Source organism: Pseudoxanthomonas mexicana, assembly GCF_010093385.1.
Taxonomy (GTDB): Bacteria; Pseudomonadota; Gammaproteobacteria; order Xanthomonadales; family Xanthomonadaceae; genus Pseudoxanthomonas_A; species Pseudoxanthomonas_A mexicana.
The window spans coordinates 1-12177 of record NZ_PDWV01000078.1 but is presented as its reverse complement, the minus strand read 5'-3'; the positions used below and the strand labels follow the sequence as shown (position 1 = coordinate 12177).

Here is a 12177-nt window from a genome sequence, read left to right as displayed (position 1 = left end):
GCCCCGGCCGCTCCCGGCGAGACCCTGGCGCCCGGCGACGTGCCGGTGCCGATTCCCGGCCAGACGCCCGCGCCGGAGTATCCGCCGGCCGCCATGCGCAGTGGCGACCAGGGCACCGTGCTGGTGCGCGTGGAAGTGGGCGCGGACGGCGTGCCCACCTCGGTCGAGGTGGCCCAGCGCAGCGGCTCGCGCGACCTCGATCGCGCTGCCGTGAACGCCGTGCGCCAGTGGCGCTTCCAGCCCGCGCAGCGCGATGGCCAGGCCGTGGCGGGTGCGGTGACGGTACCGATCGATTTCAAGATGCGGTGACCGCCTGGGCCAGGCGCGATCGCCGAAACGCATCGCCGCCTGGTCGGCACTCTCGTTGATCGTCCTCGTCGCGTGCGTATGGCTATGGTCCATGCGCAGCTCCTCGGTCGACGACCCGTTGGGCGCCGAGCCCGGCCAGACCTGGGTGAAGGGCCGTGGCTACGCCCATGCGGTGCGACTGATGGACTCCGGTCGCTACGCGATGCAGGTGCAGTGCGATATCTGCGCGGAACCGATCCAATCGGGCACATGGACACGGCAGGACCACGCGTTCGTACTGCGTCATGCATCGGGTTCGATCGCGATGGAGCTTGTGCCCATCCGCGTGATGGGATGCGACGCACTGGCAAGACGCGGCGAACAACATGCTCGCGTCCCCGATGGCGTCTACTTCAAGCAGGACGATGGCTGCGCGGACGAGTTTTGACGACGCATACGCATTGCTGAACCGTCATTCCGCTAGCTGAACTTCGGCCAGCCCGCTTCATTGCGGTATCACACATCGCAAACATCGACGCGCAAAGACTCGGCCCTGTTCCAACGCGGAACCCACAACGCGAAACGGAGGTTCACATGTCGATGCCCACGAACAACGAGTACCGCACAACGGATACCGTGCAAGACACCACGGTGGAACCGCGACGTTCCACTTCGCCCGTGCTGCTGATGCTGCTGGCCTTTGCGGTGACGGCCGCGGCGCTGATCTGGTGGACGCAATCGCGCCGCGCCACGGAAGCGCCTGTAGCCGCCCTGCCCGCACCGGTGATGGATGATGCGAACCCGCCCGCGAGCGAGCGCGCGGCGGCCGCCAATGAACGCACCCGCGCGGAGCGCGCCGTCGCGACCCGCCCTGCCCCCATCAGCCGTGACGCCCGGCCGATGGCCGGCAACGCGGAGCCGAAGTATCCGGCCGCGATGCTGCGCGCGGGCGTGGGCGGCACTGTGGTCGTGGTGGCCGAGGTGGACGCCCAGGGCAATCCGGTGGACGTGCGCGTGGTCGAACGCAGCGGCGAACGTGACCTGGACCGCGCCGCGGTGAACGCCGTGCGCCAGTGGCGCTTCGAGCCGGCTATGCGCAACGGCAAGGCCATCGCCACCAGCGTGAAGGTGCCGGTGGACTTCAAGCCGATCTAAGCGCTGCATCGCGCCCGATACGGAGCTGACGAGGAAAGGAAAGGGGGACGCGGGCAAGGCGCCCCCTTTTTTTACGCATGACTTTCTGTAGGAGCGACGTAAGTCGCGACCGGGATTCGTCGGCACCCGGATCCTTTCAACAAGTCCCTGGAGCCGCAAGTGACGAACGAAAGCACGCTGGAGCCCCCAAGCTGCGGTCGCGACTTACGTCGCTCCTACAGGAAACGGCAGCGTCACGCCTTCCCCAACGCGAATCCCGCACCCGTTGCCAGTGCGTCGTAGTTCGGGAACGAGGTCGCCACATTCGCCACGTCACCGATGCGCACCTCACCCGAGGAAAGCTGGCCGGCGATGGAGAACGCCATCGCAATGCGGTGGTCGCCATGCGAATCCACGGCGCCGCCCTGCAGCGGACCCGGGAAGATCGTGGCGCCATCCGGCGTTTCGTCCACCCGCAGGCCCAGCGCGCGCAGACCGTTGGCCATGCTGGCCAGGCGGTCGGACTCCTTCACGCGCAACTCCGCGGCGCCACGCACGACGGTGGGGCCGTCCGCGGCTGCGGCCGCGACGAACAGCGCGGGGAACTCGTCGATCATGTCCGGCACCAACGCTTCGGGCACCTCGATGCCACGCAGCGACGCATGGCGCACCACCAGATCGGCCACCGGCTCGCCGCCGTGCTCGCTGGCATTCTCTTCGGTGATGTCCGCGCCCATCAGGCGCAGCGCCTGCAGCAGGCCGGTGCGGCGCGGGTTCAGTCCGACCGCGCGCAGGCGCAGTTCGGACCCCGGGATGATGCTGGCGGCGACCAGGAAGAACGCCGCCGAGGAGAAGTCGGCCGGCACCGCGATGTCGGTGGCCTTCAGGCGCTGCCCGCCACGCAGGCGCGCGAAGCCAGGGGAGAATTCGATGTCGACGCCGAACGCCTTCAACATGCGCTCGGTATAGTCGCGGGTGGGATGCGGCTCGCGCACCACCGTGTCGCCATCGGCATACAGGCCAGCCAGCAGCACGGCGGACTTCACCTGGGCGCTGGCGACCTCGAGTGTGTAGTCGATGCCGGTCAACCGTTGGCCTCCGTGGATGCGCAGCGGCGGCAGGCCGCCCTCCTCGGTATCGATGCGCGCACCCATCGTGGCCAGCGGCCCGGTGACGCGGCGCATGGGGCGCCTGGACAGGGATTCGTCGCCGACTAGCACGCTGTCGAACGGCTGCGCGGCCAGCAAGCCGGCCAGCAGGCGCATGCCGGTGCCGGCATTACCGCAGTCCAGCGCGCCCTCCGCGGCCTTCAGGCCATCGACGCCCACGCCGTGCACGACGCGGCGCGAGGGCGACGGGGTTTCGATACGCACGCCGAGCCGCGAGAAGATCGCGGCGGTGGCGCGGGGGTCCTCGCCTTCCAGGAAGCCGTCGATCGTCGAGGTGCCATCGGCCAGCGCAGCGAACATCACCGCGCGGTGCGACACCGACTTGTCGCCGGGGATGTCCAGGGTGCCGTGCAGCGGTTGGCCGGCGGAAGCGATCCAGTCGTGTGTCTTGGGCATGCGTGCAATCTGAAGTGGCGGATACAAGAAGTGGAAATGATGGAGAGTATTCCGTCATCCCGGCGAAAGCCGGGATCCATCTTGCCTCTTACTGTGAAGGTTGGTTAGAGCAGGAGCAAATTTGATTCCGGCTTTCGCCGGAATGACGGCAGTGAGCTGTGAAACGGGCTCGCGACGATGTCAGGGCACCGCAACCGGGTACGACCCCAGCACCTTGATCTGCGCCGAATGCTGCTTCAGTTCGGCCAGCGCCTGCTTCATCGCCTCGTCGTCGATGTGGCCGGCCAGGTCGATGAAGAAACCGTACTCCCACTTGGCGTGGTGCGAGGGCCGTGACTCGATCCGGTTCATGCTGATGCCGTGGCGCGCGAACGGGCTGAGTACGTCGAACAGCGCGCCGGGCTTGTCGTGGATGAAGACCAGCACCGAGGTGCGGTCGTGGCCCGACGGCGGGAAGATGCTGCGGCCGATCACCAGGAAGCGCGTGGTGTTGTCCTTGTCGTCCTGGATCGGGCTCATGACGACCTTCTTCAGCCCGTAAACATGCGCCGCGCTCTCGCCGCCGATGGCGGCGGCGTCGTCGCTGCCGCGGGCGCGGCGCGCGCCTTCGGCATTGCTCGACACCGGCACCTTCTCGACCTTGGGCAGATTGGCGCGCAGCCAGCCTGCGGTCTGCGCGAAGGACTGCGGATGCGCATAGATGCGTTCGATGTCGTCGATGCGGCCGGTGCGCGACATCAGGAACTGGTGCACGCGCAGCTCGACTTCGCCGCAGATCTTCAGGTCGGAGGTGAGGAACATGTCCAGGGTGATCTGGATGGTGCCCTGCCCCGAGTTCTCCACCGGCACCACGCCGAAATCGGCGTTGCCGCTGGCCACTTCCTGGAACACCTCTTCGATGCTGGCCAGCGGAAGACCGTGCGCCGAGCGGCCGAAGTGCTTGAGCACCGCCTGCTGGCTGAAGGTGCCTTCCGGGCCTAGGTAGCCGATCTTCAACGGTTCCTGCTGCGCCAGGCAGGCGGACATGATCTCGCGGAAGACGTGCACCAGCACTTCGTCGCTGAGCGGGCCTTCGTTGCGGTCCACGACCATGCGCAGCACCTGCGCCTCGCGTTCGGGACGGTAATAGTCCACCGCGGCAGCCAGCTTGCCCTTGGCCTTGCCGACCTGGTGGGCGAAGCGTGCGCGCTCGGCGATCAGCGACTGGATCTGGCGGTCGATGCCATCGATCTTGGCGCGTACGTCGGAGAGGGCGGGAGCGGGCGTGGCTTCGGTCTTCTTGCTGGTTGCAGGCTTCTTGCTGGGTTTGCTGGGCTTGGAGGCCATGTTTCAAGTTTCCTGGGGAAGCTATCTGTAGGAGCGACGTGAGTCGCGACCTGAAGGTGGGCGGTCGCGACTCACGTCGCTCCTACAACAGCTTTGATCATCCGTTACGCTGCTGGAAATCATGCATGAACTGCACCAGCGCCTTCGCACCTTCCACCGGCAGCGCGTTGTACAGGGATGCGCGGATGCCGCCGACCGCCTTGTGGCCCTTCAGCGCCAGCAGTCCGGCCGCCTTGGATTCGGCCACGAAGCGCGAGGTCAGGGTCTCGTCGGGCAGGAAGAACGGGATGTTCATCCGCGACCGGACCGCTGGCACCACCTCGTTGCGATAGAAGCCACCGGAGGCATCGATGGCGTCGTAGACCAGCGACGACTTCAGCGCATTGCGGCGCGCGAACTCCTCCACGCCGCCTTCGGCGAGCATCCACTTGAACACCAGCCCGGCCAGATACCAGTTCCAGGTCGGCGGCGTGTTGAGCATGGAGTCGCGCGCGGCGTGCGAGCGGTAGTCGAAGATGTCGGCGCGCGGCTGGCCGCTGCGCTCGAACAGGTCCTTGCGGATGATCACCACCGCCACGCCCACCGGGCCCAGGTTCTTCTGCGCACCGGCATAGATCACGCCGTATTTCGACACGTCCAGCGGCTCGGAGGCGATGGACGAACTGAAATCGGCGAACAGCGGCACCTCGCCGACGTCCGGGGTATCGCGGAACTCGACGCCGTGGATGGTCTCGTTGGCGGTGATGTGCACGTAGGCCGCACCGGGCGTGAGCTTCCAGCTGTCGCGTGGCGGAATGTCGTGGAAGCCACCGGCCTCGCCGTCGGCGGCGATGTTGACCGTGCAGTACGGCTTGGCCTGCTTGATCGCCGTCTTGCCCCAGTGTCCGGTGACCACGTAGTCGACCACTTGGCCGGGCGCGGCGAAGTTCAGCGCGAGCAGGGCCTGGTGGGTGGTGGCGCCGCCGGAAAGGAACAGCACGGCATAGTCGTCCGGGATGCCGACCAGCCGGCGCAGGTCCGCCTCGGCCTCGGCCGCCACGGCGATGAAGTCCTGGCTGCGGTGGCTGATCTCCACGATGGACGCGCCGACGCCGTTCCAGTCGAGCATCTCGGCCTGCGCCTGCCGCAGGACCGATTCGGGCAGGGTGGCGGGACCGGCACTGAAGTTGAACGCGCGCGTCATGGGACACCTGAACAGGAGGACCCGTAGTATGCCGCAGCGCATCAGTTGCAGGGGCAACGAAGCCTAGCCGGGGGGTGCGGACCGCGCACGCCGCGCATCCTGCGGCCATCCCGCGACGTATAGGTTCAAGACAGGGCGATCGAGCGGGAATTTTCGCGCACGAGTATCGTCCAACCAAGACCCCCGCTTCCCGGAGATGTCCATGTCCCTGCGCGACGCCCTGCGGATTCCCGCCTCCCAGATCACCGACGAGTCGGTCTATCGGGACCGCCGCCGCCTGCTCCAGGCGTTCGCTGCTGCGCCGGCCCTGGCGCTGGCCGGCTGCGCCGAGGCCGAGCCTCCGCCCCCGCCGAAAGTCGTGGTGACACCGGAACAGGCCCGCTCCGGCTTCCGGACGACCGAGACGCTGACGCGCTACGAGGACGTCACCAGTTACAACAACTTCTACGAGTTCGGGACCGGCAAGGCCGATCCATCGGCCGCGCGCAAGACGCTGAAGACCTCTCCGTGGTCGGTGGTGGTGGGCGGAGAATGCGCCAAACCCGGCAGGATCGCACTGGAGGACCTCGTCAAGGGCCTGCCGCCGCAGGAGCGCATCTACCGGCTGCGCTGCGTGGAGGGCTGGTCGATGGTGATCCCTTGGCTGGGCGTGCCGCTGGGCGAGGTGCTGAAGAAGTTCCAGCCCACCTCGAAGGCCAAGTACGTGGCCTTCACCACCCTGGCCGATCCGGTGCAGATGCCGGGCGTGCGCTACCGGTCCATCAACTGGCCCTACCGCGAGGGCCTGCGCATCGACGAAGCCATGCACCCGCTCACCCTGCTCGCCACCGGGCTGTACGGCAAGCCGCTGCCGCAACAGAACGGCGCGCCGCTGCGGCTGGTAGTGCCGTGGAAGTACGGCTTCAAGAGCATCAAGTCGATCGTCGAGATCAAGTTCGTCGAACGCATGCCCGAGACGGCCTGGCACGACCTGCAGCCCTCGGAATACGGCTTCTTCTCCAACGTCAATCCGGACGTGGACCATCCCCGCTGGAGCCAGAAGACCGAGCGGCGCATCGCCGGCACCCAGAGCAAGCTGTTCGCCGAGCGCATCCCCACGCGCATGTTCAATGGTTATGCGGACCAGGTCGCCTCGCTGTACGCGGGCCTCGACCTGAAGAAGTGGTATTGACCCGGCGATGCGTAAGGCATCCGCCGGCCTGGTCGCCGCCAAGACCCTGGTCCACGCGCTGGCCCTGACCCCACTCGCGATTCTCGCCTGGCAATTCCACGACGTATGGCGGAATGGCAGCGACGCGCTCGGCGCCGATCCGGTGGCCGAGATCGAACACCGTACCGGCCTGTGGGCGCTGCGCCTGCTGATGGTGGCGCTGGCGATCACCCCGCTGCGTCAGCTGACCGGCCAGCCGGTCCTGCTGCGCTTCCGCCGGATGATGGGCCTGTACGCCTTCTTCTACGCCAGCCTGCACCTGACCGCCTACCTGGCACTGGACCTGCGCGGCTACTGGACGCAGATATTCGAAGAGATCGTCAAGCGCCCCTACATCACCGTGGGCTTCACCGCCTGGCTGCTGCTGGTGCCCCTGGCGATCACCTCGACGCAGGGGTGGATGCGGCGCCTCGGCCGACGCTGGGGCCAGTTGCACAAGCTGGTCTACGCCATCGGCGTACTGGCGGTGCTGCACTTCTGGGGGCTGGTGAAATCCGACATCCGCGAGCCGCTGCTGTATGCGGGCATCCTGGCGGCGCTGCTGGGCTGGCGCCTGTGGAAATCGCTCAGCCGGCGCCGAACAGCAGCAGCGCGCTGAGCGCGGCCGCCATCAGGACGGCCGCCAGCAGCAACCACGGCCAACGCCGCACCGACGCCGTCACCGCTGGCTGGGTAGCGCCCTGCAGGGGCGTCTGGTCGGCATCGTCCGGCAACGCCGACTCCTCCGCCCGTGCACTGGGGGCCCATGGCACCTCGAGCACGAAGCGGTGCTGGGCGTCGAACACCACCTGGTCGCCCGCAGCCAGCAGCGCATCGCGCACCGCCATGCCATTGACGCGGGTGCCCTCGGCCGACCCCAGGTCGCGCAGCAGAACGCGATCGCCACGCAACTCGAGCCGGGCATGGCGCTCAGCGAAAGCGGGATCGTCGACGCGGATGTCGGCCTCGCGCGCACGGCCAACGATGCGCGGGTGCTCCAGCGACACGCTCCTGCCGTGATATTTGCCACCGACGCCACGCAGCACCACCCGGGCGTCGCCCTGGCCTGCGTCGCTGTCGCGCACCTCCGCGGCCGAGCGGAACCCCGACTGCAGCAGCAGCTCCACGCCTTCCACGTAGACCGCGTCGCCGGGCCGCAGCACCGCCATCCGCTTCACCGGACGGCCATTGATGTGCACCCCGCGCATGCCGTTGGCCACCTGCAGCCACAGGCCGCGCCGATCCACGCAGATCTGCGCCAGCAAGGCGCCCTGCAGCGCATCGCCCACGCCGATGGTGCCGGCGGCTTCGCGCACGATGCGGTGGACGCCGGTGGTGAGCGGCCGGTCCGGTGCGGGACGGTTGGTGAAATGAAGTCTGAGGTTCTGCACGCGACGGGAGCCTATCAGGTTGCCGCCCGGACGCGATAGCCGGCTTGGCAGCGCACGCCATGGCCGCGCAGAATAGCCCTACGCCACAGGAGCCCATGCATGGCCCGCATCGACATCCAGCATCCGCATTCCAAGACGCCCGCACAGGCAAGGAAGGCCATCGAAAGCGTGGCGAAGAAGCTCTCCGAGCGCTTCGACATGGACTATGGCTGGGACGGCGATACGCTGAACTTCAGCCGCTCGGGCGTGGAAGGCAAGATCGCCCTGCTGGCGAACAACCTGCAGGTCACCGCGACCCTGGGCTTCCTGCTCTCGGCGATGAAGGGCCCGATCGAGGCGGAAATCCGCCGGGTGCTGAGCGAGAAGTTCGACTGAGGTCAGTCGCGGAACGGATCGGGGTCGCCCGCGAACAACCGGCGCGACACCGTCCGCTCGGCGCGTTCGATATCGCGCACGAAGGCCTTGCCGTCGCCCAGTGCGGCGAAGGCGGCGAAGCCGCGCTCGAGGAAGCCCTGCAGTTCGCCCAGACCCGTGGCGCGGGCCGGCCCGCGCGACAGTTTCAGCAAGGTGGCCACGCCCGGCGTCTTCACCGCCCGCGCCAGCCCGCCGCCGACCTCGGCGATCAGGTCGATCTGGTGCCGCCGCAGGCGGCGCAGGCCCACCTCGCGATACGCCTGGCCGTACAGATCGGCGTCCAGCTTGCGCCGATGGGGCGCCAGCCGCTGCAGCGCCTCGGCCATGCGCATGTCCAGCACGTGCGTCAGCACCCCCAGCTCGATCCCGTGCGCCACGGTCTCCAGTACGGAGAACGGCAGCAGGCGCTGCATCATCGGCATGACCTTGGCCACGTTGGCGTCGCGCCCGCTGAAGTCGTGGTCGCCGTAGACGTCGGTCAGGAAGAACATCGCCGCCGCGCGGCGGGTGGGATCGGCCAGGAAATGCGCGAAGCTGGTTTCCAGCCTGGCGGCCTGCCAGCGCCTGAGCTCGGACAGCCAGCGCAGGCGGTTGCGCGGTTCGAGTACGGGATCGGGCGCCGCCTGGTGCCATTCCAGGCGCCTGCCCACGCGTGTGATCAGGGGATGTGCTCGAGCCATGGGCGCCATGATCCTGACGACGGGAGACCACCGCAACCCGGCGGCCGGTCGGCTACACTCGGGCAGCGAGGTCACGACGGGTAGTACATGCTTTCGATCCACAGTGCGCGGCAGCGGGGCCACAACGGCAAGATCGGCCTGGCGATCGCCGGCGGCGGCCCCATCGGTGGCATGTACGAGCTGGGCGCCCTGCGCGCCCTGGACGAAGCACTGGACGGGCTGGACCTGACCCGCATGGACTGTTACGTGGGGGTCAGTTCCGGGGCCTTCCTGGCCGCCGGCCTGGCCAACCGGATGAGCACGGCCGAGATGTGCCGCATCTTCATCACCGGCACCAGCGATGACGCGGAGTTCCGTCCGGAAACCTTCCTGCGCCCGAACGTGGGCGAGTACCTGCGCCGCGCGGCCAGCCTGCCGGGGCTGTACGCCGACTGGGTATCGCGCCTGCTGCGCAGCCCGCACCGCGCCACCCGCTGGTCGGACCTGTTCCTGCGCTTCGGTGGCCTGGTACCCACCGGGATCTTCGACAACCAGGAAGTGGAACGCTTCCTGCGCGACATCTTCACGCGGCGCGGCCGCAGCAACGATTTCCGAACGCTGGACGCGGACCTGTTCGTGGTGGCGGTGGACCTGGACAGCGGCGAGGCCGTGCGCTTCGGCGAGCCGGGCTGGGACGACGTCCCGATTTCGCGCGCGGTGCAGGCCAGTTCCGCCTTGCCCGGCCTGTATCCGCCGGTGGAGATCGGTGGTCGCCACTTCCTGGACGGCGCGCGGCGCCGCACGATGCACGCCAGCACCGGACTGGACCGCGGCATCGACCTGATGATCGGCATCAACCCGCTGGTCCCGTTCGACGCCAACCAGGCGACACCCCAGGCCGACCAGGCCGAACAGGTCGGCCTGGCCAGCGGCGGACTGCCCGCGGTGCTTTCGCAGACGCTGCGGACTCTGCTGCAGTCGCGCATGCAGATCGGCATGGAGAAGTACCCGCTGCGGTACCCCGACATCGACCAGCTGGTGTTCGAACCGAACGCGGACGACAGCGAACTGTTCTTCACCAACCTTTTCAGCTTCTCCTCGCGCCACCGGGTCTGCCAGCTCGCCTATCGCAACACGCTGGCCGACCTGCGCAAGCGCGCAGCCACGCTCAAGCCCATGCTGGCCGCACACGGCATCCGCTACAACGAGGACATCGTCCAGGATCGCAACCGGTCGATCCTGGCCGGTCTGGACGTGGCGCCGCGCATGACCGAGACCACCGCCCGCCTGCGTCGCGCCCTGGACGATGTCGACCAGTTGGTATCCCGTCACCGCGCGGCGCGACATTCCTGATGCGCCTGCGGTTGCGTCGCCCGCTGGTGTGAAAACTCTAGACGCGACGCCGATTCTGGCGCGCAATCCCCACACTAACCACTGACGGAACGCCATGGCCACGCTGAAGAAATCCGCACGCAAGAAGACCGCTTCCGCTTCCAGCAACGAAACCCTGCAGGCCCAGGCCGAGCAGCTGTCCAAGCGCCTGGGCGAGTCGGCCCAGCAGGTCTGGCTGGCCGGAGTCGGCGCTTTCGGGCGCGCGCAGGCCGAAGGCACCAAGCTGTTCGAGACGCTGGTCAAGGAAGGCCTGTCGCTGGAGCAGATCACGCGCAAGACCGCCGGTGGCAAGGCCCAGGCCATGCGCGATGCCGTGGAAAGCACCGTGGGCCAGGCACGCGAACGTGCGTCCGACACCTGGGACCGGTTGGAAAAGGTGTTCGAGGAACGCGTGCATCGCGCACTGCGCCGCCTTGAGGTGCCCAGCCGCGAGGACCTGTCCGCCCTGATCGATCGCGTCGATGCCCTGAACGCCGAGCTGCGCAAGCTGGGCGGCGTGCCGGCCGCGAAGCCGGCACGGGCGCGCAAGGCCGCCGCCAGAAAACCGTCGCCGGCAGCGAAGAAGACGCCCGCCAAGCGTGCATCGCGCAAGAAGGCCGCACCATAAGGTTGCATAGGCTTTTTCCCGCGCTTTCCTGAACATTTTTTTGTTGCGCGGCACCATCCAATGGCGTAACAATCATTCCAGCCCGCCAGTCCATCGAAGTTCGTTTGCTCCCCTCCCCTTACGGCTTCGGACTGGCGGGCTGCTTCGTCCCGCCACGCGACGCGCGGTGGACAGCACAGACAGCTGCAGGCACGGCCCGGTAGAATTGCCGGTCAAATAACAACAACGCCCCGCGCCGCATGTCCATCTGGTTCCTTGGCTTGGCCGTCACGCTCGTGAGTGGCGCGGCCGCCACTGCCTATTTCTGGCTGGTCCGCCGCCCTCGCGATGAGATGTCCTACGGTCTGCATGCGTTGTCGGGACTGCGCTGGCGCGAATTCTCGAAACTGGTCCTGGCCGCGATGGCGCGCCGGGGACTGGTAGAAGCCAGCCCCGACCCCCAGGACAGCCGCGAGCCGCAGTCCACCTTCCTGCTCGCCCGGGGTGACGAACGCTGGCTGCTCTCGTGCAAGCATGGGTCGGCCTACCGCATCGCCGCCGCACCCGTACAGGAACTCGCCGCCAGCATCCGTCTGGGCGCGGCCCACGGCGGCATCCTGGCGACCGAAGGCAACGTGGAGAAGGAAGGCCGCGACGCCGCCCAGGGCAACACCATCGAACTGCTGGACGGCCCACACCTGTGGCCGGAAGTGGTGGACTTGATCGAGCCGAGCCTGCGCGACCAGGTGATCGACTACGCCGCCGCGCGTGCCAAGCGTCATATCGGCATCGCCTGGCTCGGCGCGGTGGCCATTGGCGCCCTGGCGATGGCGGCCTGGCCCAACACCCCTGCGCCGGCGCGCCCGGCTGCCTGCTGCATGCCGCCGCAGCGGCCGTGCAGGCCCCGCTGGAAGCCGTCCAGCCCCTGGGCGGCAACGGCTACATCAACGAGTACCCCGCCGGCCGCCTGCTCCGCGACGCCAAGCTGTATGCCATCGGCGCGGGCACCAACGAGATCCGCCGCATGCTGATCGGGCGGGAACTGTTCGA

The 12177-nt window shown here is 68.0% G+C and carries 13 protein-coding genes and 2 pseudogenes; 10 read left to right on the top strand and 5 right to left on the bottom strand.

Features of this window, described 5'->3' with window-relative positions; all coding sequences use genetic code 11:
• The 3 genes from CSC76_RS17915 to CSC76_RS17905 all read left to right on the top strand — a co-directional run.
• Window positions 1-309 (top strand): energy transducer TonB (locus CSC76_RS17915; protein WP_162111318.1); only part of this gene is annotated, 309 nt, incomplete at its 5' end.
• 91 nt (window positions 310-400) lie between these two features.
• A complete protein-coding gene (locus tag CSC76_RS17910; protein ID WP_162111317.1) occupies window positions 401-736 on the top strand; it encodes a hypothetical protein in 336 nt (111 codons plus the stop codon).
• Between the two features lie 146 nt (window positions 737-882).
• Complete coding sequence (locus CSC76_RS17905) at window positions 883-1443, top strand: energy transducer TonB (RefSeq protein ID WP_162111316.1); 561 nt, start codon at window positions 883-885, stop codon at window positions 1441-1443.
• A 233-nt stretch (window positions 1444-1676) separates the two neighbouring features.
• Here the strand turns inward: CSC76_RS17905 and aroA are convergent, their stop codons facing one another.
• The 3 genes from aroA to serC form a co-directional block, all read right to left on the bottom strand.
• Window positions 1677-2987, bottom strand: coding sequence for a 3-phosphoshikimate 1-carboxyvinyltransferase (gene aroA / locus CSC76_RS17900; RefSeq protein ID WP_162111315.1), 1311 nt, complete (start codon window positions 2985-2987; stop codon window positions 1677-1679).
• Window positions 2988-3167: 180 nt separating this feature from the next.
• A complete protein-coding gene (gene pheA, locus CSC76_RS17895) occupies window positions 3168-4313 on the bottom strand; it encodes a prephenate dehydratase (protein ID WP_162111314.1) in 1146 nt (381 codons plus the stop codon).
• Window positions 4314-4410: 97 nt separating this feature from the next.
• Window positions 4411-5496: a phosphoserine transaminase gene (gene serC / locus CSC76_RS17890; RefSeq protein WP_162111313.1), complete on the bottom strand. Its 1086-nt coding sequence runs from the start codon at window positions 5494-5496 to the stop codon at window positions 4411-4413.
• 202 nt (window positions 5497-5698) lie between these two features.
• On the opposite strand from serC, the gene msrP reads away from it, so the two are divergent.
• Window positions 5699-6667 carry a protein-methionine-sulfoxide reductase catalytic subunit MsrP gene (gene msrP, locus CSC76_RS17885; RefSeq protein WP_162111312.1) on the top strand — a complete coding sequence of 323 codons (969 nt, stop codon included), beginning with the start codon at window positions 5699-5701 and terminating at the stop codon, window positions 6665-6667.
• Between the two features lie 7 nt (window positions 6668-6674).
• Window positions 6675-7304 (top strand): protein-methionine-sulfoxide reductase heme-binding subunit MsrQ, encoded by a 630-nt coding sequence (gene msrQ / locus CSC76_RS17880; protein WP_162111311.1) that lies wholly within the window; start codon window positions 6675-6677, stop codon window positions 7302-7304.
• On the opposite strand, the gene CSC76_RS17875 is transcribed toward msrQ, so the two are convergent.
• A complete protein-coding gene (locus CSC76_RS17875; protein ID WP_162111310.1) occupies window positions 7273-8076 on the bottom strand; it encodes an FHA domain-containing protein in 804 nt (267 codons plus the stop codon). The two genes, msrQ and CSC76_RS17875, sit on opposite strands and share 32 nt — an antisense overlap.
• 99 nt (window positions 8077-8175) lie before the next feature.
• Here CSC76_RS17875 and CSC76_RS17870 point away from each other — a divergent pair, with 99 nt between their 5' ends.
• A complete protein-coding gene (locus tag CSC76_RS17870; protein ID WP_162111309.1) occupies window positions 8176-8451 on the top strand; it encodes a polyhydroxyalkanoic acid system family protein in 276 nt (91 codons plus the stop codon).
• Between the two features lie 2 nt (window positions 8452-8453).
• Here the strand turns inward: CSC76_RS17870 and CSC76_RS17865 are convergent, their stop codons facing one another.
• The gene (locus CSC76_RS17865) at window positions 8454-9170 is read right to left on the bottom strand and encodes a DUF8198 family protein (protein ID WP_162111308.1); all 717 of its coding nucleotides are present in this window, start codon (window positions 9168-9170) and stop codon (window positions 8454-8456) included.
• Window positions 9171-9257: 87 nt separating this feature from the next.
• Between CSC76_RS17865 and CSC76_RS17860 the strand changes: the two genes are divergently transcribed.
• The 4 genes and pseudogenes from CSC76_RS17860 to CSC76_RS17850 all read left to right on the top strand — a co-directional run.
• Window positions 9258-10502 carry a patatin-like phospholipase family protein gene (locus CSC76_RS17860; protein WP_162111307.1) on the top strand — a complete coding sequence of 415 codons (1245 nt, stop codon included), beginning with the start codon at window positions 9258-9260 and terminating at the stop codon, window positions 10500-10502.
• A 94-nt stretch (window positions 10503-10596) separates the two neighbouring features.
• Window positions 10597-11148, top strand: coding sequence for a phasin family protein (locus CSC76_RS17855; RefSeq protein ID WP_162111306.1), 552 nt, complete (start codon window positions 10597-10599; stop codon window positions 11146-11148).
• Between the two features lie 239 nt (window positions 11149-11387).
• Window positions 11388-11816 (top strand): annotated as a pseudogene (locus tag CSC76_RS19180) (restriction endonuclease); the annotation flags it as partial.
• Window positions 11817-11986: 170 nt separating this feature from the next.
• Window positions 11987-12177 (top strand): annotated as a pseudogene (locus CSC76_RS17850) (acyl-CoA dehydrogenase family protein); the annotation flags it as partial.